Origin of the sequence: Brevundimonas vancanneytii (assembly GCF_901421975.1) — a bacterium.
GTDB lineage: Bacteria > Pseudomonadota > Alphaproteobacteria > Caulobacterales > Caulobacteraceae > Brevundimonas > Brevundimonas diminuta.
Genome location: NZ_LR588407.1, coordinates 1252554 through 1275895, shown reverse-complemented (window position 1 = coordinate 1275895; position 23342 = coordinate 1252554). Strand labels below are relative to the sequence as shown.

26 protein-coding genes and 1 tRNA gene are annotated in these 23342 nt (G+C 69.1%); 7 read left to right on the top strand and 20 right to left on the bottom strand.

All coding sequences use genetic code 11. The annotated features are described in order from the left end of the window. Nucleotides 1-52 precede the first annotated feature (52 nt). Nucleotides 53-664: a sigma-70 family RNA polymerase sigma factor gene (locus FGL25_RS06245; protein ID WP_232464008.1), complete on the top strand. Its 612-nt coding sequence runs from the start codon at nucleotides 53-55 to the stop codon at nucleotides 662-664. A 59-nt stretch (nucleotides 665-723) separates the two neighbouring features. Then, a complete protein-coding gene (locus FGL25_RS06240) occupies nucleotides 724-924 on the top strand; it encodes a hypothetical protein (protein ID WP_088491462.1) in 201 nt (66 codons plus the stop codon). 13 nt (nucleotides 925-937) lie between these two features. Here the strand turns inward: FGL25_RS06240 and FGL25_RS06235 are convergent, their stop codons facing one another. Then, entirely contained in the window at nucleotides 938-2140 is a 1203-nt protein-coding gene (locus FGL25_RS06235) for an acyl-CoA dehydrogenase family protein (protein WP_138141257.1), read from the bottom strand. Nucleotides 2141-2216: 76 nt separating this feature from the next. After that, a complete protein-coding gene (locus tag FGL25_RS06230; RefSeq protein ID WP_024354161.1) occupies nucleotides 2217-2522 on the bottom strand; it encodes an SCP2 sterol-binding domain-containing protein in 306 nt (101 codons plus the stop codon). Between the two features lie 188 nt (nucleotides 2523-2710). Here FGL25_RS06230 and FGL25_RS06225 point away from each other — a divergent pair, with 188 nt between their 5' ends. After that, the gene (locus FGL25_RS06225; RefSeq protein ID WP_128720204.1) at nucleotides 2711-2893 is read left to right on the top strand and encodes a hypothetical protein; all 183 of its coding nucleotides are present in this window, start codon (nucleotides 2711-2713) and stop codon (nucleotides 2891-2893) included. 23 nt (nucleotides 2894-2916) lie between these two features. Here FGL25_RS06225 and FGL25_RS06220 read toward each other — a convergent pair. Continuing rightward, nucleotides 2917-3008, bottom strand: a tRNA-Ser gene (locus FGL25_RS06220). A gap of 252 nt (nucleotides 3009-3260) precedes the next feature. Between FGL25_RS06220 and FGL25_RS06215 the strand changes: the two genes are divergently transcribed. The 4 genes from FGL25_RS06215 to FGL25_RS06200 are packed head-to-tail and all read left to right on the top strand — an operon-like array spanning nucleotide 3261 to nucleotide 8024. After that, a complete protein-coding gene (locus tag FGL25_RS06215) occupies nucleotides 3261-4691 on the top strand; it encodes an exopolysaccharide biosynthesis polyprenyl glycosylphosphotransferase (RefSeq protein ID WP_233126675.1) in 1431 nt (476 codons plus the stop codon). Next, complete coding sequence (locus FGL25_RS06210) at nucleotides 4691-6142, top strand: lipopolysaccharide biosynthesis protein (protein ID WP_138141255.1); 1452 nt, start codon at nucleotides 4691-4693, stop codon at nucleotides 6140-6142. Before FGL25_RS06215 ends, FGL25_RS06210 begins: the two co-directional genes overlap by 1 nt. Then, the gene (locus tag FGL25_RS06205) at nucleotides 6139-7074 is read left to right on the top strand and encodes a glycosyltransferase family 2 protein (RefSeq protein ID WP_138141254.1); all 936 of its coding nucleotides are present in this window, start codon (nucleotides 6139-6141) and stop codon (nucleotides 7072-7074) included. The genes FGL25_RS06210 and FGL25_RS06205 overlap by 4 nt, the downstream gene beginning before the upstream one ends. After that, nucleotides 7071-8024, top strand: coding sequence for a glycosyltransferase family 2 protein (locus FGL25_RS06200; protein ID WP_138141253.1), 954 nt, complete (start codon nucleotides 7071-7073; stop codon nucleotides 8022-8024). The genes FGL25_RS06205 and FGL25_RS06200 overlap by 4 nt, the downstream gene beginning before the upstream one ends. Before the next feature lie 6 nt (nucleotides 8025-8030). On the opposite strand, the gene FGL25_RS06195 is transcribed toward FGL25_RS06200, so the two are convergent. The 17 genes from FGL25_RS06195 to FGL25_RS06120 all read right to left on the bottom strand — a co-directional run bounded on the left by FGL25_RS06195 (nucleotide 8031) and on the right by FGL25_RS06120 (nucleotide 23341). After that, nucleotides 8031-8732, bottom strand: a complete 702-nt coding sequence (locus FGL25_RS06195) for a hypothetical protein (protein WP_003165335.1) — start codon at nucleotides 8730-8732, stop codon at nucleotides 8031-8033. A 47-nt stretch (nucleotides 8733-8779) separates the two neighbouring features. Next, the gene (locus FGL25_RS06190) at nucleotides 8780-10222 is read right to left on the bottom strand and encodes a GumC family protein (RefSeq protein ID WP_128720210.1); all 1443 of its coding nucleotides are present in this window, start codon (nucleotides 10220-10222) and stop codon (nucleotides 8780-8782) included. 286 nt (nucleotides 10223-10508) lie between these two features. Then, nucleotides 10509-10811, bottom strand: a complete 303-nt coding sequence (locus FGL25_RS06185) for a hypothetical protein (RefSeq protein ID WP_138141252.1) — start codon at nucleotides 10809-10811, stop codon at nucleotides 10509-10511. A 52-nt stretch (nucleotides 10812-10863) separates the two neighbouring features. Further along, the gene (locus FGL25_RS06180) at nucleotides 10864-11217 is read right to left on the bottom strand and encodes a hypothetical protein (RefSeq protein ID WP_138141251.1); all 354 of its coding nucleotides are present in this window, start codon (nucleotides 11215-11217) and stop codon (nucleotides 10864-10866) included. Between the two features lie 4 nt (nucleotides 11218-11221). Then, the gene (locus tag FGL25_RS06175; RefSeq protein WP_167493301.1) at nucleotides 11222-11437 is read right to left on the bottom strand and encodes a hypothetical protein; all 216 of its coding nucleotides are present in this window, start codon (nucleotides 11435-11437) and stop codon (nucleotides 11222-11224) included. 31 nt (nucleotides 11438-11468) lie between these two features. Next, nucleotides 11469-11948, bottom strand: coding sequence for a hypothetical protein (locus FGL25_RS06170; RefSeq protein ID WP_138141249.1), 480 nt, complete (start codon nucleotides 11946-11948; stop codon nucleotides 11469-11471). Then, nucleotides 11948-12319: a Gp49 family protein gene (locus FGL25_RS06165; RefSeq protein ID WP_138141248.1), complete on the bottom strand. Its 372-nt coding sequence runs from the start codon at nucleotides 12317-12319 to the stop codon at nucleotides 11948-11950. Before FGL25_RS06165 ends, FGL25_RS06170 begins: the two co-directional genes overlap by 1 nt. Nucleotides 12320-12372: 53 nt before the next feature. Next, nucleotides 12373-12819 carry a D-Ala-D-Ala carboxypeptidase family metallohydrolase gene (locus FGL25_RS06160; RefSeq protein ID WP_138141247.1) on the bottom strand — a complete coding sequence of 149 codons (447 nt, stop codon included), beginning with the start codon at nucleotides 12817-12819 and terminating at the stop codon, nucleotides 12373-12375. 160 nt (nucleotides 12820-12979) lie between these two features. Further along, nucleotides 12980-13327: a hypothetical protein gene (locus tag FGL25_RS06155; RefSeq protein WP_138141246.1), complete on the bottom strand. Its 348-nt coding sequence runs from the start codon at nucleotides 13325-13327 to the stop codon at nucleotides 12980-12982. Nucleotides 13328-13492: 165 nt separating this feature from the next. Then, nucleotides 13493-13642 (bottom strand): hypothetical protein, encoded by a 150-nt coding sequence (locus tag FGL25_RS16815; RefSeq protein ID WP_167493300.1) that lies wholly within the window; start codon nucleotides 13640-13642, stop codon nucleotides 13493-13495. A 161-nt stretch (nucleotides 13643-13803) separates the two neighbouring features. Further along, nucleotides 13804-15105 (bottom strand): hypothetical protein, encoded by a 1302-nt coding sequence (locus FGL25_RS06150; RefSeq protein WP_138141245.1) that lies wholly within the window; start codon nucleotides 15103-15105, stop codon nucleotides 13804-13806. Beyond that, complete coding sequence (locus FGL25_RS06145; RefSeq protein ID WP_138141244.1) at nucleotides 15105-15638, bottom strand: hypothetical protein; 534 nt, start codon at nucleotides 15636-15638, stop codon at nucleotides 15105-15107. The genes FGL25_RS06150 and FGL25_RS06145 overlap by 1 nt, the downstream gene beginning before the upstream one ends. An 88-nt stretch (nucleotides 15639-15726) precedes the next feature. After that, nucleotides 15727-18408, bottom strand: a complete 2682-nt coding sequence (locus FGL25_RS06140) for a hypothetical protein (RefSeq protein ID WP_138141243.1) — start codon at nucleotides 18406-18408, stop codon at nucleotides 15727-15729. Between the two features lies 1 nt (nucleotide 18409). Next, nucleotides 18410-19633, bottom strand: a complete 1224-nt coding sequence (locus tag FGL25_RS06135; RefSeq protein ID WP_138141242.1) for a hypothetical protein — start codon at nucleotides 19631-19633, stop codon at nucleotides 18410-18412. Next, a complete protein-coding gene (locus FGL25_RS06130; protein ID WP_138141241.1) occupies nucleotides 19578-19997 on the bottom strand; it encodes a hypothetical protein in 420 nt (139 codons plus the stop codon). Before FGL25_RS06130 ends, FGL25_RS06135 begins: the two co-directional genes overlap by 56 nt. Before the next feature lie 147 nt (nucleotides 19998-20144). After that, nucleotides 20145-20744 carry a hypothetical protein gene (locus tag FGL25_RS06125; protein ID WP_138141240.1) on the bottom strand — a complete coding sequence of 200 codons (600 nt, stop codon included), beginning with the start codon at nucleotides 20742-20744 and terminating at the stop codon, nucleotides 20145-20147. Then, nucleotides 20744-23341 carry a glycosyl hydrolase 108 family protein gene (locus tag FGL25_RS06120; protein ID WP_138141239.1) on the bottom strand — a complete coding sequence of 866 codons (2598 nt, stop codon included), beginning with the start codon at nucleotides 23339-23341 and terminating at the stop codon, nucleotides 20744-20746. Before FGL25_RS06120 ends, FGL25_RS06125 begins: the two co-directional genes overlap by 1 nt. Nucleotide 23342: the final 1 nt, after the last annotated feature.

The window sequence follows — 23342 nt, the reverse complement described above, 5'->3', positions numbered from 1 at the left end:
TCTGATTCGGTCCAACCGCCGACACGGCGCAGGTTTTTCAGGATCCCGACGCATGCCCCAGCTCCGCATGCCCGAGGGGCCGAACGCCATCGAGCCCCCGCCATCATCGCCCCCGATCGATCGGGCGCCGGACCTGGCCGATCCGGCCAATTGGCGCGCCATGCTGGCCTGCCAGATACCGGCGCTGCGGGCCTTCGGCTTTTCACTGGCGCGCAACCGCGCGGACGCCGACGATCTGGTTCAGGAGACCCTGGTCAAGGCCTGGGCCCACCGGGCGCGGTTCGAGACGGGGACCAATCTGCGAGCCTGGCTGTTCACCATTCTGAGGAACAGCTGGTACACCGGCGCCGCTCGCCGTCGACGCGAAGTGGCCGACGAAGAAGGCCGCCACGCCGCCAGCCTGACCTCAGAAGCCAACCAGGAATGGACCGCCGAGTTGACGGCGCTGCAACAGGCGCTGAACACTCTGCCGCCTGAACACCGCGAGGCCATCATCATGGTCGGCGCGGCGGGGCTCTCCTATCAGGAGGCGGCCGACATCGCCGGCTGCGCCGTGGGCACGGTGAAGAGTCGGGTCAACCGGGCCCGCCGCCGCCTGGCCCTGCTTCTGGCGCACGAACTCCCGCTCGACGGCGCAGAAAATAATGAGGGCGACGACAGCTAGGCGGGTGGAACAGAGGAACCCGCAAAGGGGTTCAATTCCCGATCTCAGGAGAGTCCGTCATGATGACTCCGCGACGCCCCCCCGCCCCCGAAGCCACGCGCACAGACAAGCGCGGCCTCATGGATTGGCTGTTCGGCCGCACCCCGCCGCCGCCCAGCAAGGCCAGCTCCAACCTCTATCTGGGCGACATCGTAGACGGCGACTTCAGTTCGCCCTCGGTCCACCATCACCACAAGCGTCCGCCCAGCGACGAGTTATGAGCCTAGCGACAGCCTAGCGTCCTGCACGCGCGGCGTATTCCAGCCGGGCGATGGTGCGGTTGTGCACCTCGTCCGGGCCGTCGGCGATGCGCAGGGTCCGCACCATGGCGTAAAGCTCGGCCAGCGGCGTGTCGCCCGACACCCCCGCCCCGCCGAACGCCTGGATCGCGTCGTCGATCACCTTCAACGCCATGCGCGGCGCGGCGACCTTGATCTGGGCGATCTCGGACTTGGCGCCCTTGGCCCCGACCTCGTCCATCATCCAGGCGGCCTTCAGCACCAGCAGGCGGCACATCTCGATATTGGTGCGCGCCTCGGCCACCCGCTGCTCCCACACCGAATGCTCGGCGATGGTCTTGCGGAAGGCGGTGCGGCTGAGCAGACGGTCGACCATCAGCTCCAGCGCCTTTTCGGCCGCGCCGATGGTCCGCATGCAGTGGTGGATGCGGCCCGGCCCCAGGCGGCCCTGGGCGATCTCGAAGCCGCGCCCCTCGCCCGCGATCAGGTTGGAGGCGGGAACGCGGACGTTCTCCAGCACCACCTCGGCGTGGCCGATCGGCGCCTCGTCATAGCCGAAAACCGACAGCATCCGCTCGACGCGGAAGCCGGGCGTGTCGACCGGGACGATGATCTGGCTCTGCTGCTGATGAACGACGGCGTCGGGATCGGTCTTGCCCATGACGATGGTCACGGCGACGTTCGGGTGCGCCATATTGGTCGACCACCATTTGCGGCCGTTGATGACGTAATGGTCGCCGTCGCGCTCGATCCGGGTCTGGATGTTGGTGGCGTCGGACGAGGCGACCTCGGGCTCGGTCATCAGGAAGGCCGAACGGATTTCGCCGGCCATCAGGGGCTTGAGCCACCGCTCCTGCTGGGCGGCGTCGCCGTACATATGCAGGACTTCCATATTGCCCGTGTCGGGCGCGTTGCAGTTGAACGCCTCGGCCGACCACAGCGCCCGGCCCATCAGCTCGGCGATGGGGGCGTATTCCAGGTTCGAAAGCCCCGCCCCATGCTCGCCCGGCAGGAACATGTTCCACAGGCCCTCGGCCCTGGCCCTGGCCTTCAACGTCTCCATCACCGGCGGCTGGCGCTTGGGATCGGCGCGGACCTGGGCGCGATACTCCGCCTCGCGCGGCAGAACCTCCGCCTCCATGAAACGGCGCACCCGCTCGCGCCAGTGTTCGCCCCGCTCGCTCAGCCGGAAATCCATCTTACGCCTCTCCCGAAATGAAAACGGCGCGGCCCCGTCGGAGCCGCGCCGTCGAACATCAAGCCTCAGCCCGCCGTCAGCCCTTGAGCAGCGGCGCCAGCTTCTGGGCGATCATCATGTCGCCCGCGATCTTCAGCTTGCCCTGCATGAAGGCCATCATCGGGTCCAGACGGCCCTCGGCCAGGGCGACGAAGTCGTCCCACTTGATCGAGACGGTGGCGTCAGCCGGCTTGTCGTCGTTGCTGACGGTGTTCGGAGCCGAGGCGCCGTCGATGAAGATCTTGCCGTCATCGCCGAAGTCCAGCTTCACGGTCTTGCCCAGACCCGAGTTTTCGCCGACGGCGGCGCGGATCTTGTCGGTGGCGAGGGCCAGATCGGCCATGTGCGTCTCTCCCGTTGAGAAGTTGAACCACACGCCTAACCCGCGCGCCGGGCGGCGCCAAGATCACGCAAGGGAAGGCCATGCCAGGAAGTCCCCGATCACGCCGGTTCCCTCAGCTTACATGAGTTTGCGTTCGGCCGTGACGAGATGGCCTAAAAGTTGCGCGTTTGCGTAACAAGGACTCGCCAATGACCCGCCTGCTCACTCCGGAGGAAGTTCGCCTGGACCAGTTGTGGCGCGAGCACTTCGGCCAACCCCTGCCCATGATCGGCGCCCCCGAGGTCGCCCGGCGCATCTTGCGACAGCACGGCGTCGCCGTGCGCCGCCCCAGCGACGCCAAGGCCGCCGCCCCTGAGGAGGGCCGGCGCTGACTTCTGATTTTCGGAAAGAAATCTGGCGGAGACGGAGGGATTCGAACCCTCGGTACCCCTTACAGGGTACGACGATTTAGCAAACCGTTGCCTTCAGCCACTCGGCCACGTCTCCGGCAGGCCGCGTGGATAGCGAGTCGCGCGACGCTTCGCAATGCGGAACTGACGCCCTTTGTGTTAACCCGGCATAAGAGTGGCATGTGACACGGGGTTCGCACCCCATTTTGCTCGATATCGGGAAAAAGACTTGGCCATCACTCCTGCTGACACTCTGGGCTCTGCGACAGAAGGCGCACGCGCGAATCGCGCAGCGCTGGTCGAATCGCGCGCCCCGGCGGGGCGTGCGGGTCGGGCTCGACGCGGCCCCTTGCGGCCGGACGTCTGGCTGAACACCCGACAGCGCGCGGCCGCGCGGCGGCGCGTCTTCTACTTCCGCGGCGTCGACATCGTCGCGTCGAGCTTCCTGTGCCTTGTGGCGATCGGCCGCATGAACGCCGGCGGTCTGGCGCAGGTCACCCTGTTCGAAGCCGCGCCCATTCTGATCGGCGCGCTGATGACCCTGGGCCTGATGCGGTCGCTGGGCCTGTATCGTTTTGACAACAGCCGGGCGCCCGCGCGCCATCTGGCAGGGGTCGCCGCCGTGGCGGGCGTGGGCGGCGCGGTCGCCTGCCTGCTGGGTCTGGCCTTGCCCAATAACGAAACTCCGCTGGCGGAATACGGCTGGTGGGCGATCGCCTCCGCAGTGCTGCTGACCGGCCTGCACACGATCTGGCGGATGCTGGTGGCCCAATGGCGCAGCCGAGGCGATCTGACGCCCAACGTCGTCGTGGTCGGCGCCACCCGCCATGCCGAATCCCTGATCCGCGAGGCGCTGGACCGGCGCGACCTGAATATCCTTGGCGTGTTCGACGATCGGCTGGCCCGCACGCCCGACGCCCTGGCCGGGGTGCCGGTTCTGGGCGGGACGGACGCCCTGCTGGAGCATCGGCTGACGCCCTATATCGACCGCGTCATCCTGGCCATCGACCCCAAGGCCGAGGCGCGCGTCCGCGCCCTGACGCATCGGCTGGAAGTCCTGCCCATCCCCCTGACCCTGCTGGTCGACCCCAAGGGCGCGGCCCAGCGGAACGAGGCGCTGGAAAAGCTGGCCTCGGCGTCCCTGCCCCTGCTGGGCGGCGCGGTGGACGGAGAGCGCCGCGCCTTCAACAAGCGCATTCTCGACATCATCCTGTCCGCGCTGGCCTTGGTCGTGCTCAGCCCTGTGCTGTTCCTGATCGGCCTGGCCGTGCGGATGGACAGCAAGGGGCCGGCCCTGTTCCGCCAGCGCCGCCACGGCTTCAATCAGGAGGAGATCGTGGTGTGGAAATTCCGCACCATGCGTCAGGAAGCCTCTGACGCCACCGCCAGCCGTCAGGTGACCGCCGGCGACGACCGGGTGACGCGCCTGGGCAAATTCCTGCGCGCCACCAGCCTGGACGAACTGCCGCAGTTGGTGAATGTTCTGCGCGGCGAGATGTCGCTGGTCGGGCCGCGCCCGCACGCCATCGGCATGAAGACCGGCGACGCCGAGTCGGCGCGTCTGGTCGCTGAATACGCCCATCGCCACCGCATCAAGCCCGGCATGACCGGCTGGGCCGCCATCAAGGGTTCGCGCGGGCCGCTGCATACGGCGGATGAAGTGCGCGACCGGGTTCAGCTCGACATCGAATACATCGAGCGTCAGTCCTTCTGGCTGGATCTATGGATCATCGCGGTGACCGTTCCCGTGCTTCTGGGCGACCGGATGGCCGTGCGCTGATGTTCTGGAGGGGGGTGTTCGGCTACCTGCCGGCCAATATCGTGCAGGGCGTGGTCGGGTTTCTGACCATCATCATCTTTACGCGCCTGTTGTCGCCCGAGGATTTCGGCCGCTACGCGCTGGCCTATTCGGTGCTGACGCTGGCCCATGTGGCCACGTTCAGCTGGCTGGAAGCCTCCATGGCCCGCTTCTGGGCGGCCCAGTCCGACGAAACGCAGATGGCCGGGCATTTCGCCAGCCTGTATCGCGCCGCCTTCCTGATCACCGCCGTCTTCGTGCCTGTAGCCGGGTTGTTGGTGTGGCTGTGGCCCATGCCGGACAGCTTCCGCCTGCCGCTGGCCGTGGCGCTGGCGGGGATTCCCGTGCGCTGCTTCCTGAAGCTGGCGCAGGAACGGTTCCGCGCAGCGGGCGAGGTCGGTCCCGCCGCCGCCATCGACATCTGGAGCGCGGTCGCAGGCCTGGCCTTTGGCGTCGGCTTGGCCCTGCTGGGGATGGGGGCCGAGGCGCCGCTGGCGGGGATGTTGCTGGCGCCGTTGGCCGCCCTGCCCTTCGTCCTGCCCGCCGAACTGCGCGAGGCGAAGCGGGGACGGCTGGATCGCCAGCGACTGAAGGCCTACGCCGTCTACGGCTATCCGATCGCCGTCGGTCTGGGGCTGACCGTGGTGCTGGCCTCGACCGACCGCTTCCTGCTGGCCCTGTTCATGAACGAGGCGGCGGTCGGCGCCTATCACGCGGCCTACAGCATCGCCAACCGAACGCTGGACGTCATGTTCGTCTGGCTGGGGGCGGCCGGGGCGCCGGCGCTGGTCATGGCGCTGGAGCGCGGCGGACGCGAGGATCTTCAAGTGGCTGCGCGCGAACAGGCCTCGACCCTGGTGCTGATCGGCCTGCCCGCCGCCGTGGGCGTGGCCCTGGTCGCGCGGCCGCTGGCGGAGTTCATGATCGGCGAAGACCTGCGCACGGTCGCCGCCTCGGTCACGCCGTGGGTGGCGCTGGGCGCCTTCCTGTCGGGCATGACCACCTATTATTTCGGACAGGCCTTCACCCTGGGCCGTCGCACCGGCTGGCTGCTGCTGGCCATGAGCATTCCGGCGGGCAGCAACATCATCCTGAACGTCCTGCTGATCCCGCGCTTCGGCGTCATGGGGGCGGCGTGGGCGACGGCGATCAGCTTTGCGCTGGGTCTGGCCGCCTCCATGACCATCGGGCGACGCATCCTGCCCCTGCCCGTGCCGTGGAACGCCCTGGTGCGCTGCGGTCTGGCCGCCGCCGCCATGGCGGGCGTCGTGATAATGCTGCCGCCGATTGGAGGCTTCCTTGAGCTGATGCTGGACGCAGGCGTCGGCATGATCGTCTACGGCGTCGTCGCCTACGCCCTGAACGCGGCCGGGGTGCGCGACCTGAGCGTGCGGCTGAAAGCCTTCCTGCGCGCACGGAGGCAGACAGCATGAGTCTCGCGATTCATCACGACAGCTCAGCGTGGGCCGAGGCGCGACCGATCCTGTCGGTGCTGATTCCCTTCCTGCGCGACGATCCGACCGACCTGTTGCAGCGTCTGGACGCCGAGGCGCCGGCGCTGGCCGGACAGGCCGAACTGATCGTTCTGGACGACGGCACCAAGGACGCCGAACTGACCGCGCGTCTGAGCGCCCTGATCGACGGCATGGCCCTGCCCGTGCGCCTGATCTCGCTCGACGCCAATCAGGGCCGTTCGGAAGGCCGCAACCGCCTGGCCCAGGCCGCGCGCGGTCAGACCTTCCTGTTCCTCGACAGCGACATGAGGCCCGACCATCCGGGCTTCCTGAAGACGTGGGTCGATCTGGCCCGCGACGCGCGCCCGGCGGTGGCCTTCGGCGGCTTCTCCCTGTTGCAGGCGCCGCAGGACGCACGCTTCGCCGTCCATCGCCACATGGCGGCGCGGTCCGACTGCATCCCCGCGGCCCAGCGCGCCGAACAGCCCGAAAAATACGTCTTCACCTCAAACCTGCTGGTCCGCCGCGACGTCTTCGATACGGAGACCTTCGACTCCGGTTTCAGCGGCTGGGGCTGGGAAGACGTCGAGTGGGCCATGCGCGTCTCGCGCAGGTTCGAGGTCGTCCATCTGGACAATCCCGCCACCCACATGGGTCTGGACACGGTCGAGGCCCTGGCCGCCAAATACGAACAGTCGGCGCCGAACTTCGCCCGCGTCGCAGCGCGCCACCCCGACTTCGTGTCGGCCTACCCCAGCTATCGCGTCGCCAAGGCGTTGAAGGCCGTGCCGGGACTGAAGGCGCTGCGCCCCCTGATCAAGGGCGCCGCCCGCGCGCCTGTCCTGCCGACCGGCCTGCGGGCCTTCGCCCTGCGCCTGTATCGCGCGGCCCTCTATGCGGAGGCGATATGAGCGCGCCCGACGTCGCCGTCGTCATCCCCACCATGCGCCGCCTGGACAGCCTGACGCGCGCCCTGCGCTCGGTGTTTGCTCAGAAAGACGTGGCAGGTCGGCTGCGTGAGATCGTCGTCGTCGACAACGACCCCGAGGCCAGTTCGCGCGAAACGGTCGAGGCCCTGCGGCCTGAATCGCCCGTCCCGCTCATATGGACCCATGCGCCGCGCCCCGGCGTCGCCACCGCGCGCAACACGGGACTGGCCGCCACCTCAGCGCCCCTGATCGCCTTCCTCGATGATGACGAGGCCGCCTCGACCGACTGGCTGGCCGCCCTGTTGAGCGCCCAAGCGGCGACCGGCGCCGACGCCGTCTTCGGTCCCATCCGCGGACGCGTGCCCGAGGGCACAGGCTGGACCACGCCCTATCTGGAGCGTTTCTTCGGCCGTCACGGACCGGACCGGGACCGCGTGCTGGATCACGCCCACGGTTGCGGCAACTCCCTGCTGGTTCGGGCCACGGCCCTGCCCGGCGACCAGCCTTTCCATGTCGGGTCGGATCAGATCGGCGGCGAGGACGACGTCCTGTTCGCCGCCCTGCAGGCGCGCGGAGGACGTTTCGCCTGGGCCTCCGACGCCTGGGTGGATGAGTTCGCCCCGCCCCATCGCGCCACCCTGCGTTACGCCCTGACGCGCGCCTTCGCCTATGGCCAGGGGCCCAGCCAGACCGCCGCAGAGGCGAAGAACTGGCCTGGCGTCGCACGCTGGATGGCGGTGGGCGCGGCCCAGACGGCGGTCTGGGGCGCGGCGACGCTAGCGCTCAGCCTGACCCGTCACGCCAGGCGCGCCGACATGGCCGACCGTACGGCGCGTGGACTGGGCAAGATTCTCTGGATGAAGGGCTTCGAGCCGCAGTTCTACGGCCAACGCGAGTTAGACCGACTGAAACGCGCAGCCGAGCAGGGCTAGTTCGGCTTAGCCGATGAACCGCTTGAGCAAGGCGGGCGGCTTCCACCTGGCCCGATTCATCACCACCCCGGCGATGCGTCCGCCCTGGGCGTCGATCTCGTCACGTAGGGCGACGGGCCCGGCCGCGTCGGTCGTCTCGGCCGCGACCACCAGGACGGTGGCGTCGGCCAGCGGCGCCAGGGTCAGGATCATGTCGCTGCGATCCGCCGCAGGGGCGTCGATGACCACGGTGTCGGCGTGTGCGCGCAAGCGGGTCCAGTAGCGGGCGTCGTTGATCGCCTCGGCGCGTTGACCGGCGCGCAGGATTTCGTTGTGGAACCGCGTGACGTAAAGGCGCCCGCCCAAGCAGGTCTTGGCCGTCATCAGCCGCCCCGGCGCCACAGGCCGTCCTTCGCGATCCCGCATCGGCGGCGTCACCGCATAGAAGGCCGATCCGTCCGGCGAGGCCTGAACCGCCGGCCCCAACCGCCCGAAGCGGTCCGGCTGCGCCGCCACCTGCTCCATCTGCGCCTGCTGCGTCAGATCGCCGTCGACCAGCCACGCCGGGCGACGGCCCCGCACGGCGGCCATGCGGGCGAACTCGCGCGCCACGGTCGAAACGCCCTCGCCCGTCTGGGCGGCGGCGAACAGGATCACGCGGCCGCGATGCGCCGGCGCTGGTCCCAGCGCCGCCCACAGTCCCGCCATTTCCGTCGTCAGATCGACCATGCGAATCGCTACGTGCGCCCTTTGACTCAGCCTAGCACGCGCATGGCTCAGGCGCTCTTGGCGGGGGCCACGGCCAGGACCGGAGCCTGAAGCGTGCGGCTGAGGGTCGCCGGCATGACGAAGCCGCGCTGCAGGAAGACCCGCAGCAGGCCGACGCACAGGGCCGTGAACCCGGCGAAGGCCAGGACGGCGATCATAAGCGGGAAGCGCAGGCTCTTGCCCTTCGACGGCGGTTGGGCGCGTTCGATGACGGTGACGTTGTCGGCGCCCGCCTTGACCAGTTCGTTGTCGGCGCGGCTCTGCGTCTCGCGCTGCTGGAACTCACGGATCGAGGCCGTCAGCACTTCACGGTTGCCGGCCAGCGTCGAGTTGCGCGACTCCAGCTCGGTCAGACGCGCCTGACGCGCGCGCAGGTCGCCCAGTTGGCGATCCAGCACCGCCAGGCGGGCGCCCAGGGCGTCCCGTTCGGCCTGGGCGTTGATGCGGGTGGTCTCCAGCTCGACCCAGACGGGGTTCGGCCCCGTGCGGACTTCCTTGGCGCCGACGGCCGTGCCCGAGCCGACATAGGCCTGAAGCTGGGCGATCTTGGAATCGATCTCGCGCACCGGCTGGGCGTCAGGCTGGTAGCGAGCCAGCAGGCTCTCACGCTCGGTGCGCAGTTGCAGGATCAGGTCTTGAGCCGAGACGTTCAGATCCTGATACAGGGCCACCTCGGCCGGGGTGCGCGCCAGTTGCGCCACCAGGGTCGCCAGCCGCTGCGAGGCCTGCTGCAACTGGGCCTGGACGCCCATCCGCTCGGTGAAGACGGACTGATAGCTGTTGGCGACCGTGGACTTGGCCGTGGTGAAGTCGCCGATGGCGTTGGTGCGCAGGAACTCCTCATAGGCGCGATCGGCGTCGGCCAACTCCTGCTCGAAGGTCTGACGCTGGGTGCGGATGGCCGAGGTCGCGCGGTCCTGGAAGACCTCGCGGCGATAGGTCAGATACTGGTCGATCACCGTGTTCAGCACGCGCGCCGACAGAGCCGGATCGCCGCTCTTGTAGCTCAGACCCACGACGGGGCTGAGCGGCGTGACCTCTACGCCCAGACCCGACGCCACCGAACGGATCGCCGCAGCTTCCTGACGCGCCGGGCTTTCGGTCGAAGGCACGCCGCCCTGGAAGCTCTCGACGCCCAGGGCGCGCACCACGCGGCGCTTGACCTCTAGGCTGTTCAGGATGGCGGCCTCGGACTGAGCCACCTCGCTGGCCGATGGCGGCATGGCGCGTTCGCCCATGCCCACGCGCGGCTGATAGACGTATTCCTGACCCACGCCGACAAACAGGCTGGCGCCCGCCGTGTAGGTCTTCTTCATGGTCATGACGACGGCCGCGCCGATGGCGGCGATCACCAGAAAGATCACGATCATCAGCACCAACTCGCGGAACAGCAGGGCCACGACGTCGACGACGCCGTAACGGGGACGAGCTGCTGCGAGGGAGGAACGCATGAAGATCGATTTTCTCGGTCAATGACTATTGTGCGCCACACTGAGGGCCACGCGTTAACCACGCGTTACGAAGCCCCCAGCGTGAAACCCCGCATTTCAAAGGCTTCTAGGGTTAAGGCCGTCCGACTTTATGTTTAACGGTCGGCCCAAGTCGGACGTGATGGGCGATCGCGCGGCCGGATCAATCCAGCCCATCGGAAAGGAAGAACGCCCCGACGGCGGCGGCCGTCGGGGCGCTCTCACAGCGAAAGGGCGGGCGGCGCTCCGCCCTCGCGCCGCAACCGGGTCAGCTGAAGGCGGCGGCCGAGGTCGTGACGTTGCCAGACTTCGGCGCGGCGGTGACGGTCAGGACGCGGAAGGCGGCGCCGTTGGCGGCCACCACGTCGATGCGGTCGCCGACCTTCAGATAGCCGCGCACGTCGTTGAAGTATCCGGCGGCGGTAACGGCGGCCACGGCGTCGGCCCCGGCTTCATAGTGCCACATCTGCTTGCTGCCGGACGCGCCGGCGACGCTGTTCAGGTTCGCGACCTTCGACAGCTGGGTCTTGTTGAGGGCCATGGGGGCGATCTCCATCTGAAGGACCGCCACCACGGCGATCATGACGAGAGACTAAAGGCTGGAGCCAGCCGGCAACGCCCCATCAAACCCACCCCGGCGCGCTGTAGGGGACCGGCCGGGTCATCGCATAGGGATTGTTCATCATCGCCTGGCTGGTCAAGTCGCCTTCATAGAACAGCTCCTGGCCGTTCGGCAGCATCTGGCCGACGGTCGCGGTCGGGTTGGTCCCGTCGTCGCGATAGCGCACGGCGGCCGTGCCGTTGTTCTGCACGATCGCATACTGCGCCCCGGCCGGAACGGTCAGCGCCTTCGCGCCGGCGAGGGCGGCCGACAGGATCTGCTCATAGCCCTTGGGGGCCAGGGACACCGCCTTGACCGGCGTCGGGCCGCCGGCGTTTGTCATGGTCACCGCTACGGGCGGATAGGGTCGGCCCATCGTGTCAATCTCCGTGGGTCGGGCAGGCGCTGCCCGTATGGAACTGGATCAGGCGGACCAACTGGTCCGCGACTTCGGTGCGGCTCTTGGCCAGGCGGATGATCGCCGCGCGCCAGGCGGGCGGGATCTCGGCTTCGCCCTGGGCGGGCAGGCCGGCCGGGGCGACGGGACAGCGCAGCAGCTCGGCGGCCGGCGTTTCCTTCACCGTGCGCACGACCACCAGCGGCTCGGCCGGGGGCGGATCGCCCCGCCTAGCAGCCAGAGGAGCGCAGGCCCCCAAGATCATTGACAGCGCAAGCCCAGCCAGCGCCCACCTTGTTGTCGGTCTCAACAGCCGCATCGGCCGCCTCCATCCTGGCCAGCATGTCGGCCGTGCGTTTCGACATGGCGGCCGCCAGGGCGGCGTCCGCTGCTTCCTTGCCCTCGCGCCGCTCCAGGGCGGCGATCAGGTCGGCGGCCGTGGCCGAGTTCAGGTCCTTTTCGACCTTGGCCAGGCGCCGCACTTCGATCAGGCAGGCCGCGCCCCAAGCGCGCTTCTTCGCCCCATCCGGGCGGAAGGCCGCGCCCGCCGCCTCGCAGGTCTGGTCGCCCCAGCGGACCAGCCCGTCGCGGTCCGCCTGGGCCTGCGTCCACAGCACATAGAAGACCGCCGCCACCCCGCCGACGATCAGCAGGATGGCGAACTTGCGCCCCTCCCAGGCCAGACGCAGCAGTGTGGCGACGGCGCTCATCAGGCCTGCCCCGCCAAGCGGTCGCGCAGGGCGTAGCCTTCCAGCGGCCACAGCTGCTTGATGGCGTCCTCATAGGCGAACAGACGCCCCTTCTCGGCGTCGAAGTTCTCGGGGCTCGCGCGCGCCGACTTGCCGATGACGGTGAAGCCGTTCTGCATGACCAGGATACAGATCGTCAGCAGGCCCAACTCTCGCGCGTGCATACAGCCTTGCGCTTCAGGCCCGCCTCGATAATGACCGTCAACGCCATCAAGGGCGCTGAAGTAATACTGGCCCGCAATCTTAGCCTTCATGTCGTCAAGCGACACGCGAGGGTGGGTCGCTTTCGACGCGCTATAGGCTTCGGTGGCTTTCAGGCTTTCACTGTCCATGTCAGGTCTCCAGTGTCGACTGGCGGGAAAGGGCCCGCCGCCCATCTCTGGCGTCAGGCTTTGATCCCCGGCGAATAGGCCGTCCGGCCGTTCACCTTGCGCGCCGTCAGCTTCTGGCCGCGTCGGCCGGGACCGAAGCCCACATGCACCCACTCGCCGAACTCTTCGATCAGCTGATCGAAGCCGGTCAGGTGCTTGGCCAGATGCGCCGCCACCTGGGCGGGCGGGCCGAACCGGGGGCAGATGAAATCCACCGCGTGGCCCGTCATGTGCGCCGACGACTTCGACCCGCCGACGGCCGCATTCACCGCCGGGCTGCGATAGCCCGACAGGACGATGATCGGCTTGTCGCCCAGCAGGGCGCGCACCTTCTCCATGCGGTCGGCCGTCAGGATCAGGGTGTCGATCACCAGCGGCGGCGGGACGTTGCTGATCCCCCGGCGCGCAGCGGTCGCCGAGACGGTCAGCTCGGCCAGTGAGAAATGGTCGGACAGGCGCATCAGCCTTGCTCCTTTTCACGATGCTCGCCGCACCAGTCCGGCGCGGCGGTCTGAGGCAGGTTCTGGCTTGCGTTCCCGTGCGGCGTGGGCGGGAAGCGTTTGCAAGTCCCGAAGTCGCCGAAGTCACGGAGCCAGTGCCGGCAGGTCGCACACTGGGGCATCAGCCGTTCCCTCCGGGTCGTTTCAGCCAGGTCCGCGCCGCTTCAGGCAGGGCGGCGAACACGCCCTCGATCATCAGCAGCACGGATTTCTCGATCACGGGCGCGGCCTTGATGGCCAGGAAGCCGCCCCAGAAGGCGATCCCGCTGGCCACGGCCACGTGCAGGTTGATCAGCACCGCCAGCGCCCAGGCCGTGTATCCGGCCATCATCGTGCCCAGCAGGGCGCGGAACAGGCGCTGGGGCCACGTCAGCCCCTTCTCCCACAGGGCCACCAGACTGGCGCCAAGCAGGGCGTGGACGAAAAGGTTGTCGCTCAGCAACTTCCACAGGGCGGCCAGCGAGGTCATCAGATGGCCCTGCCCAGCGCGGCCATACGCCTCTTGACGCTCTGACACCTCAGCGCCCGCTGCGCCGCGGACAGAGCGAACGGCCAGGCGGCGACAAAGGCGGCCAGAGGCGCGCCCGAAAAGTCAGCATTCTTGACGATGGTTGTGGTCACAGTCTTGGCTCCGTTAGAAAGCAGCCACGGCGAAGGCCGCATTTCTGATGCGCGCGACGACGCCGGCGGCTTTCAGCAGCGGGAAGTCTGCCGGGAAATCCGTCTGTCCAGCCGTGGCCACGAAAGGCCCGGCCAAGCGATCATTGTCAGGTAAAGCCGCCATGACTGCATCATCGGCCGCGGCCGAACGGCGCAACGCGGCCCAGCGATCAGTCTTTGCGCCCACCCATCAGGGCCAGATCGGGCGCGCGCCCTCTCGTGCAGCGCAACCTTCGCGACTCATGCGGCGTTCAGTTGGCCAGTGCGCTATGCGCCCCAGTCGCATTAGGAACCGATAAGCCCATGCGCCCTCAGGCGCGCCAGGATGGCGTTGATCGTGGTGACCTCCGTCCCCGTCGCGGCGTCTGCAATGGACGCTCCCTGGGGGCCCACAACCTTGGTTCCGCCGATCAGGACTTGACCCGAGGCGTCAGGAATATCGAGGTAGTTTGATCCGACCTTAAGCGCAGATTGACCGCCGATCACCAGCCCAAACTCGTTCATGCTGTGGCTGTACGATAGGTAATCATTGGTCGCGAACTCCATCACGCTTACACGAGAGCCCGACGCCCCAAGAAGCGTCAGGCCAAGGGCGCGTTCGCCGCTGACGTACCACTCAAACGTGTTGGAGGAGTTCACGAAGCGGGTGAAGTCGCCCTCATCATAGCTGATGAGGTTCCGGCCATAGTTTTCGAGAGAGTCGGTTCGCCCGAAGGAAATTGCCGCGTCCGCGATCGTGGCGTCCAGCAAGTCCAGTCCACGAGAAAAATCACTTAGCGGATCAGGGCCTGTATTTCCAAGGGCCGAGGCGGTAGGGGCCTGGCTCGATATAACTTTATAGGCGGCGGTGGCTCTATATCCGACGTTAGTAATCAAACACCCAAAAGACTGATTGTTACCTCCAAGAGATTTATTCTCGTTTCCCCAATATCCGTAAACGATACCTTGGACAGCAGCCATTGAGGCGGCTTGTGCACTACCGCCTCCAGCCGCGCTGGGATTGTTTACCGCGAACTCGTTGGACGCGACGGCGAACCCTCGTTGGATCGCCATCGTGGTGATCCCGGACGCGCCGCGGTCGGGCCACGCGCATTGCGCGTCAGCAACGAAGAGCGCTCCGACGTAGTCCTTGTAACCGGCCCTCCATTCGCTTGATCCATTGTTGGGGCCAATGACATAGGTGCGCTGGCCGTGATTGACGACTTGGCGGCCGAGCGTTTGATAATTAGTGGTATCGGCGTCGAAATACTTGATGTTGAACGCGTCGCGGAAGGACGAGACGGGGATGTTAGTCTCAGCAGCGTTCAAGGTCAGGTTGAGCGAAGATTTACCGATATACTCGGCAAAGAAGCCGCCCGGAACGCCCGCGCCCAACTCAGGCGTCGTCTCGACCGAAGTTTGGTCGGACTGCATATCGGTCGCGGCAGCGAGAACCTCAGACAGCTTGGCCTGAGGCACGCCGCCGGGGGTGACGCCATCGCCGATCACCAGCCGCTTAGAACTGGCGTCAACCGCGATCTCACAATCGTAGAGGACCGCTTTAGAAAGGGTCGCCTGCGAGGCGTAGGGGAGCCTGCGTCGAGCCATTAGGCGAACGCTCCATCGTCATAGGTGAGAGGGTCGGACCCGGTGCCCCAGGCGCCGTCGTCCACAAAGGTCACGCCGATTTCGTTCAGCACCCGCACAACCGGCATGACAATCAGGTCGCCATTGCCGTCGAACACTGGGACCGTCTCGCGGCGTCTGTCCGACAAAGGCAACTCAACCGGCCGCTCGCCGATCGGAAACAGCAGGGCGCGGTTTAGGTCGCGCTGCACCTCCTGATGCTGCGCCTGGGCTTCTACGGCATCATCCTCAAGCGTCATCGTCCGCACCACGCCGTGCGGCGTATGGCGGCGATCTCGCAGACGCGGCAGTTCGGAATAGATCCAGATGCGGTCCCCGGCACTCGCCGGTTCGGCCAGACGACAGGTGAACCCGGTCTCGGACGGGTTCACCGCCGTCACGGAGGAGCCGCGCAGATCGAGCGCTTCACCGTCGCGCTCGATGCGCGCGACGACGCCGGCGGCTTTCAGCAGCGGGAAGTCTGCCGGGAAATCCGTCTGTCCAGCCGTGGCCACGAAAGGCCCGGCCAAGCGATCATTGTCAGGTAAAGCCGCCATAACTGCATCATCAGCCGCGCCAGAACGGCGCAACGCGGCCGGGCGGTCAGTCTTCGCGACCGCCCATCAGGGCCAGATCCGGCGCGCGGCCGGGCGCCGCTTCGCCCTGCTCCCACCACTGCCCCTGGCCGGTTTCCCGCTCCATCCGGCGACGGCGCCGCTCGAACGCGGCCTCCGCCTCGGGATCCAGCGCCCGCTGCACATTGTCCGCCACCAGCCGGTTATAGGCCGCGCGGCTCCACCACAGGCTCGACAGCGGATTATAGTTGCGCAGGATCCCCGTCAGGTCGCGCCCGACGTTGGCGCCCTCGACCGCCTCGCCCAGGCTGTCGCCGTCCGACAGAGCCTCGCCGATCTCCTGCAGATTGCCGCCGGTCAGGTTCCACGCATCGCTGGCCAGCTGCCCCACGGGACCGAACGCCGCGACCGGGGCCGACTTGCCGTTCCGCGCCTGCGCCGCATAGAGGAAGTCGCCGAAGATCCCGAGCCCGCCGCCCTGCGCCAGGGCTGCGCCCCAGAACTTGGCGTCGTCCATGGGGCGCGGATCGTTACCCTTGGCCATCTCGCGCAGTTGGATGTTCACCGCCCCGCCCAGGGTCAGGAAGATCACCGCCTGGGCCGCCATCGACCCGCCCGACAGCCAGGCGTTCCCGCCAGCCGCCCGCGCCTGCAGCGCGATCTCATGGCTGTAGAGCGACCACAGGGTGGCGGTGAACCCCTTGAACATTCCGGTCGAACGCTGCAGCTCGCCCCAGAAGGATCCTGCCCGCTGCGTCGTCCACCACGACCGGCTCTCCAACGTGCTTTCCGGCGTGGCGAACCGCGTCTCCATCTCGATCGCCTCGGCCAGGCGCAGACCCAGCTCAGGATGCGCCACGTCGCGCGGCAAAAGGAAGTCCGCCCCGGCGCGCGGCGAATAGGTCGGCGCCGCCCGGATGATCGCCCAGTCCTTTTCGCCGAAGCCCCGCGCGTCCAGCCAGCGCGCCAACGCCTGGTCGCGGGCGTCGCCACCCTTCAGGTCGGCCAGGGTGCGCCCCTTCACGTCGTGCAGCGCCCCCATCAGCTCGAACCGCAGCGCCCGCTTGCGCGCCGCCACCATACCGGTCAGCCCCTGCAGGCGCATCACCGCCGCCGGCAGGCGGCGGGCGAAGGCGTTCATCCCGCCTTCGGCCTTGGCCCCGACGGTCATCAGCCGCAGGTTGTCATGACTGGCGCGCACGAAGCCGTCTGTGGCGCTCTCGATGATGAAGCCTGTGCGGCGCGCCATGGCCCGCTCGGCCGGATCCGACAGCAGCTTGACCAGCTCGCCCATGTCGCCGTTGCGCGACAGGCCGACGAACCCCCGCGCCATCCGCCCCAGGATGAAGCCAGACCCGACCTCGCCCAGGATGGCGCTGCCCAGCATCGTCCCGGTCAGCACCCCGCGCACCGTCCCGCCCGCTGTCGACAGCCCCGTGTTCAGCGGACTGTTCAGGTCGCCCGTAAAATGCCCCATCATCCGGTCGGCCAGGTCGATCTGCCCCTTGGCGCGATCGACCGCCCCCTTGACGCCGTTCAGTTCTTCCAGCGCCGCCTCGCGCTGGGCGAAGTTTTTCAGCCACTCGAACTGATGCGCCGGGTTCGGCCCCAGGATCTGCATCTGGGCGATGTCGTGGGCCATGTCGTCCAGGTGGCCCATCATGGTCTGGAAGGCGTCGCCTTCCCCCCACTCCGCCTGATAGGCCATCCAGTCGTCAGCCGACTTGAAGGCCAGGAACCGCGCCTCGCTGCGCTGCTTGGCCAGGGCGCCCTTGCCCATGCCCGCGCCGGGCTGGCGGGCGCTGGCGCCGCCGCTGCCGATCGTCTCCCAAATCTCGCCCAGCACGGCCTTCAGGCGGCGCTCGGTGAAGGGCTGGCCCGTCACCTTGTCCAACATCTTGGCCCGGTCCAGACGCGGCAGGATCGACGCCACCCAGGCCTCCCGTCCGGCCTCGCGCACCCGCGCGCCGTCATGGGCCTGCGGCAGGCCCCAGCCGTCCACCTTGCCGATCGACCCGCCGGCGGCGTTGAACATATGCCGCGCCCGTTCAGCCGTTTCGCTCCAGGCGCCGGCCAGCGCCTTGGCCGCCGCGTCGCCGGTGTCCTGGCCGAAGGCCTCGCGCACGATGTTGTCCAGCGTGGCGCGCTTCGCCCCGCCCTTGCCCGGCTGATCCAGCCCCGTGCGCGTCTCGAACTGCTCGATCAGGTCGGCCATGCTGGCGTCGAACGATCCGCGCACCGCCCGATACCGCCCCTCGACCGACGGCCCCGGCGCGCCGCCCAGCCCGGGCCGGTTCTCCACGATCCGCTTCAGGGCCATGGCCGCCATCGCGCCGCGACTGCCCGGCCCCTCTGGCGGCGGCGTGCCGCCCTGAACCCAGCCGTCCTTCGGCGGCCTGCCCGATCCGTCGCCGCCGCCCATGGCCTTTACGCCCTCATAACCGCGGCGCGACTTCAGCCCGGCGATGGTCTCCAGCGCCGCGCGGCGCGTCCGCACCGCCAGCTGGCGTCGTCTCTGCGCCTCGATCGCCTCCGCCTTCAGCCGCGCCATCACCGCGTCCGCCGCAGCCCGATCGGCGTCCACCGGCCCCAGCGTCTCCGAGGCGCTGGCGAAAGCGTCGTCATAGGCGTCTTGCGCGAGCTGCGCCGTCTCGGCGTCGATCTCGCCCTTGGCGGCGTGGTCCACGATGCAGGATCGAAAATCGGCCATCTCAGCCCCTTCCGGGCGCGCAGGCCCTCAACACGTTCAGCGCCCGCTCCTCGGGCATGTCGGTCGGCAGATCGTCGAACAGGCCGGGCGACAAGCCGGCTTCCAGCTCGACGTCTTCAGGCTTGGGCGGGATCTGATCGGCCTGCCCGCGCCCGCCCGGCTGGTCGAACGCCTCGGCCGCCTTCACCGCCTGGGGCGACGGCGCGTCCGGGTCGATCACCGCCTTGCGCTCCAGCTCCAGCAGGTCGCCCGCCTTCACAGCGTTTCGGATGCGCTGGGTCAGCCCCTTGGCCGCGCCCCCCGGCGTCGCCTCCCCCTTGGTCACGGCGGCCGCCGCTTCGGCGAAGGCTTCGCCGATCTCGCCGGATCGCAGCGACAGCCGCGACACCAGCTCCTGCGCCGCCCGGTCCAGCGCCAGCCGCGCCTCGTTGTCGGACCGGGCCAGCACATTGCCGCCCGCCTCGACCGCATCGGCGTTCTTCACCAGGGCCGCGAACGTCCGTTCATCCTTGCGCAGCGACCGCATCACCGCCTCGCGGATCCGGCCGCGCGCGATGACCGTGCTTTCGCGCGGCAGGCCGCCGAACAGATCCATCTGCACGCCTTCGCTGGCGATGAAGTCATCCAGCATGGCCTCATGCACCAGCGCCCGCGCGCCGTCCGCCGAGCCGGGTTCCCCCCGCCGGATCAGATCGACCAGATCGCCGTGCAGCTCGGGCCGGTCGCCCGCCACCTCGCCCAGCACCGCCCCGTATCGTTCGGGGATGACGCCGTTGGCCACGGCCCGGAACGCCGCGTCCGACAGGCTGGCCAGCTGGCGCGCCTGCTGGATGAACTCGCCCGTCACCGGCAGGCTGCGGTCCCTCAGCGCGGCGGGCGCTTCGCGGAACAGCTTGGCCGCGTCCATGATGGCGCCGGACCCTTCGCGGATGTTCTTCAGGGCGGCGACCACGCGCACCTCGCGCGCGCTCCACCCGTCCGAGGCCCGGAACAGATAACCGTCCAGCCGGGCGTCGTCCCAACCCTGTTCGGCCAGCCGCCGCGCCAGCCCGCGCCGCTGGTGGCCGTCCGCCACGAAGGTCCGCCCGTCCGTGTCCTCGAACAGGATGGCCTTGCCGCTGGCCGTGGCGTCCCAGCGCTCGACCCCGCGCAGGCGTCCGGTCACGCCTTCAACGTCGCCGTCCCCCTTGTATTGGAACCGCGCCGCGTCCGCCTCGACCGTCATCGGGTCGAACCGCCCGCTCCAGATCGTTGCGCCCCATGTAGTCGGCGGATTGGAGCGCGCCCGGCGCGGCCGTCGCGGTTTCAGGTTGCGAACCCGCAACACTGCGCAACACCGGCCCGTCCGGCTGATTTGCGAACAGGCTGTCCAGATCGCGTTCCGGCTCCACGACGGGCCGCGCCTCGCCGTTGGCCAGGGCCGCCCGCGCGCCGTCGAAGTCGTCGGCCTGGGCCAAAGCCGTCTCATCGGCCAGCAGGCGTTCAATCTGATCGGCCAGGCCGCGCTCGGCCGGATCGTCCGACCGCGCCAGACGCGACGCCGTGGCGCGCCACGCCGCCTTGCCGCCAGCGGCTGCGCCCTCGAACACCGCGCCGGCGGCCCCGGCGAAGGTCAGATCCAGCGCCGCCTCGCCCGCCGTGTATTCCGGGCCGCCATAGCGGCGTATCGGCGATCCGTCCGCCGATCTCCAGAGCTTCGGCGCCCGCGCCCGCCGCCGCCTGCGCCGCCATCCGCGTCAGCAGCGGGCGCCCGACGCCTGCGCCGCCGTCACCACGGCCACCCCGACCTGGCCGGGATCGCTCAGGAACATCCCTGCCGTCTGGCCGACAAACGCCGCCGTGGCGCCGCTGAAGCCCTGCGACGCCTCGTCGGCGCGGCGACGGATCCCGCGCAGATCTGCGTCGAGGTCCGCCAGGATCTCGTCGCGCGTGCGGATCCGGGCGAAGGCTTCAGGGTTCTGCGCCCTCAGCTGCTCAAGGCGCGCCTCATAGTCGTCGTCGGTCAGCGAGCCGGGACGGCCCAGAATGGCGGCGTTGATCCGGTCGGCCGGGATCACCCGGTCCATGAGGCGCTTCAGCCCGTCGCGCTGATCCGTCGGCTCGCCGTTCAGGGTGTCCGACAGCGGCAGCTTCTGCCCCGACAGCCGCTCCGCCTCCCGGTGCCGCGCCCACATCCGCGCGAAATAGGCCTCTTCGCGCGCGCCGGCCCTCCGCGTCTGGCCGGCGTCGATCATGTTGCGGTTCACCGTATCCCAGAAGGGCACGGGAGCCGTGGGGGCCTTCAGCGGCGCGGACGCCTCGTAATCTCGCTGGTGAGTCCAGGACTGGGGCGGCATCAGCGGCTCCCCAGCACGGCGCCGGGCAAGCGGCGGCGCAGCACGTCGCGGAAGCTGTCGGCCTCGATATTGAACTCGAACGCCTGGCCGCTGCGGGCAGGCAACTCCTCGCCTGCCGTATTGACCAGACGATAGGTTCCGCGCGGCGTCGCCTTCAGCCGATAGCCCCGTAGCACCCGCGCCGGGATCGGCTGCCCGTTGGAATAGACTGGCCCCACGTCCTGCGCCTCCCACAGGTTTGCGGCGATCTCCAGCGCGTCGTCCATGTAGTCAGCCCGCAGCCAGGTCGGGGCGACGGTGGCGGCCCCGTTCACCCGCGCCAGGCCGCCGTAAAGCTTCCCGCCCGCCCGCGTGGCGCCCAGGGCGCTGTTCACATAGGCTTCGGCGCTCTGCAGCTGGCCGCGCGCCTGATCGGCGATGGCCATGTCGCGCGCCGTCGCCTGCGCCACGGCGAACAGATCCGGCTGCATGGCGAAGGCGGGGGCGAACCGCAGCGCCGCCTGGGCGATCGTCTCCTCGCCCCGTCCGAACTCCGCGTCCTTGGCGCCGTCGGCCCGCAAGGCGCGGCCCTGGACCACCTTCGCCGCGATGTTGCGGGTGTGATCGTCGGTCGCCAGCCAGCCCAGGTGCAGGTCCGCCGCCGCCGTGCCCGCCATGCCCAGCTGGCCCAGGATGACACGCACCCCGTCCGACCCCACGCCCGGCGTCTTCACCGCCGTCTGCACCAGGCCGACCACGGCCAGCGGGTCGGCCTCGATCCGATCCTTGATGGTGGCCAGCTCCGCCTTATCGAACACCGCCACCGGCACGCCGCTGCGCGCGTTCAGCTGGCGCCCCACGGCCAGGCGGTCGCGCAGGAAGCCGCCGGCCGACGGGTCGCCGCCGAAGATCCGATTGATGTCGAACTCGGGCAGCTCGACCATGGCGTTGCGCTTGCTGTTGCCGCGCGCGAAGCCGATCGGGTCCGAGGCGTATCCCTCCGCCGCACGCTCGCTGGCCGTGACGCGCCGCGACTGCGCCCGCGACAGGCCGTCGCGACGGCGCCAGCCGTTCAGGGAGGCCCCGTATTTGGCCGGATTGTCCGCCGCCAGCTTCTCGAAATGGGCCAGCTGCAGATCATGAAAGCGCTCGACATCGCCGCCGCTGGCCTGCAGCCAGCGCCGCGCATTACCGGCCCCCGCCACCACGGCGGCCGAGGCGGCGGCGTGCGCCAGGGCGGGCGGCAGGCCGTCGCCGCCCACGTCCGCCCAATATTGCCGATAGATGGCGCGCGCTTCGTTCCGATCGATCTTGCCGTCCGCCCACGCCTCGGGGTGGCTGCGCTCCGTGATGCCCCATTGGGCCCGCCCTGCGCCGTTGTCGTTGCCGACGAAGCCCTCCCCTTCAAGGTCGTCCAACAGGAAGTCCACCCAGCCGTCGAACCCGCCGCCGACAGGCCCGCCGCCGCTGCGCAGCGACGACGGCGTCACGCCGAAACCGTGCCGCTCCCCGAACTCCACCATGGCGACAAGGCCCGGGTCGCCCGAGGCCTGCGCCAGGGCGCGCATCTGGCCGACGTCATAGTCCCCGCCGTACTCGGCCGCCGTCATCAGATCGCGCAACTGCTGCCCCGCCGCCCGCTGGGCCGCCCCTTCGCCGTTGGCCTTGCGATTGACGATCGCCTCATTGCGCGCCTCCACCTGGGCGAAGTCCGCTGCCGACAGGCCGACGAACGCCGGATTGCCCGCCGCCCACTGCTCTTCGATCTGGCCCGCCATGGCCTGCGCGCTGGCGGCGTCCGGCGTCTGATCGACCGCCGTGGTCAGCCAGGTGATGCGCGTGCGCGCCTGCACCTGATCCAGATGCCGCGCCAGCTCCTCGACTGACATGGCGGCCGAGCGGTTCGGATCCGCCGCAAACTCGACGCCGCCGATGCTGAACGCTTCGCGCGGACCGAACCGCGCCATCTTGGCCGTGTATTCCGTCAGGTTCGCCGCGATCAGCGTCGCCCCGGCGTCATCGAAACCAGCGGCCGCCACGGCCTGCCCGATCAGGGTTTCCCCGACCGAGGCCGCCTCCGTCATCGCCCCGCGCGCCATGCTGACGCGCGCCTTTTCCTGCCCGACGCGCACGCGCCGCAGGGCGGCCTGATCGACCAGCGTCGCCTGCCGCTCGAACTCGGCGTCGATCAGCGGATCGCCGGTCGCCTTGTCGCGAAACGCCTGCCGCACCGCCCCGCGCGCTTCGGTGAACCCCGGCTCGCTTTCAGGGCTGGCCAGCTCGGCCTTGTCGATTTCCTCGGCATAGGCGCTGATGCGCCGCGTGGACAGATGCTCGCGGGCGATGGCGTTGAAGGCCTGATCATCCACGCCGAAGCCTTGGCGCAGCTGCACCTCCTGGCCAAACTGACCGGCGGCCGTGATGGCGCGCGCCGCATCCCGCTCGCCCTCGCGCTTCAGGCTGCGGTCGGCCATGGCGCCCAGCTGGCGCGCCACGCCCTTGGCGGCCTCCGCCACGCCCGCCGCCGCGCCGGCGGCGGGGGCGCCGATGTCCATGCCGATCGGCGCATCGCTGACGCGACGCCCGAAGTCGCCGCTTGGGAACGGATTGCGCGCCATG

Bases quoted from the DNA above. Each gene is read 5' to 3' on its own strand.
- FGL25_RS06225 (WP_128720204.1), top strand. From the start codon at position 2,711: ATGACCCGCCTGCTCACTCCGGAGGAAGTTCGCCTGGACCAGTTGTGG.
- FGL25_RS06125 (WP_138141240.1), bottom strand. From the start codon at position 20,744: ATGCCGCCCCAGTCCTGGACTCACCAGCGAGATTACGAGGCGTCCGCG.
- FGL25_RS06120 (WP_138141239.1), bottom strand. From the start codon at position 23,341: ATGGCGCGCAATCCGTTCCCAAGCGGCGACTTCGGGCGTCGCGTCAGC.
- FGL25_RS06235 (WP_138141257.1), bottom strand. From the start codon at position 2,140: ATGGATTTCCGGCTGAGCGAGCGGGGCGAACACTGGCGCGAGCGGGTG.
- FGL25_RS06155 (WP_138141246.1), bottom strand. From the start codon at position 13,327: ATGACCTCGCTGGCCGCCCTGTGGAAGTTGCTGAGCGACAACCTTTTC.
- FGL25_RS06230 (WP_024354161.1), bottom strand. From the start codon at position 2,522: ATGGCCGATCTGGCCCTCGCCACCGACAAGATCCGCGCCGCCGTCGGC.
- FGL25_RS06195 (WP_003165335.1), bottom strand. From the start codon at position 8,732: ATGGTCGATCTGACGACGGAAATGGCGGGACTGTGGGCGGCGCTGGGA.
- FGL25_RS06240 (WP_088491462.1), top strand. From the start codon at position 724: ATGATGACTCCGCGACGCCCCCCCGCCCCCGAAGCCACGCGCACAGAC.
- FGL25_RS06135 (WP_138141242.1), bottom strand. From the start codon at position 19,633: ATGACGGTCGAGGCGGACGCGGCGCGGTTCCAATACAAGGGGGACGGC.
- FGL25_RS06180 (WP_138141251.1), bottom strand. From the start codon at position 11,217: ATGGGCCGACCCTATCCGCCCGTAGCGGTGACCATGACAAACGCCGGC.
- FGL25_RS06140 (WP_138141243.1), bottom strand. From the start codon at position 18,408: ATGGCCGATTTTCGATCCTGCATCGTGGACCACGCCGCCAAGGGCGAG.
- FGL25_RS06150 (WP_138141245.1), bottom strand. From the start codon at position 15,105: ATGGCTCGACGCAGGCTCCCCTACGCCTCGCAGGCGACCCTTTCTAAA.
- FGL25_RS06170 (WP_138141249.1), bottom strand. From the start codon at position 11,948: ATGAGCGCCGTCGCCACACTGCTGCGTCTGGCCTGGGAGGGGCGCAAG.
- FGL25_RS06165 (WP_138141248.1), bottom strand. From the start codon at position 12,319: ATGGACAGTGAAAGCCTGAAAGCCACCGAAGCCTATAGCGCGTCGAAA.
- FGL25_RS06245 (WP_232464008.1), top strand. From the start codon at position 53: ATGCCCCAGCTCCGCATGCCCGAGGGGCCGAACGCCATCGAGCCCCCG.
- FGL25_RS06160 (WP_138141247.1), bottom strand. From the start codon at position 12,819: ATGCGCCTGTCCGACCATTTCTCACTGGCCGAGCTGACCGTCTCGGCG.
- FGL25_RS16815 (WP_167493300.1), bottom strand. From the start codon at position 13,642: ATGGCGGCTTTACCTGACAATGATCGCTTGGCCGGGCCTTTCGTGGCC.
- FGL25_RS06200 (WP_138141253.1), top strand. From the start codon at position 7,071: ATGAGCGCGCCCGACGTCGCCGTCGTCATCCCCACCATGCGCCGCCTG.
- FGL25_RS06205 (WP_138141254.1), top strand. From the start codon at position 6,139: ATGAGTCTCGCGATTCATCACGACAGCTCAGCGTGGGCCGAGGCGCGA.
- FGL25_RS06210 (WP_138141255.1), top strand. From the start codon at position 4,691: ATGTTCTGGAGGGGGGTGTTCGGCTACCTGCCGGCCAATATCGTGCAG.
- FGL25_RS06190 (WP_128720210.1), bottom strand. From the start codon at position 10,222: ATGCGTTCCTCCCTCGCAGCAGCTCGTCCCCGTTACGGCGTCGTCGAC.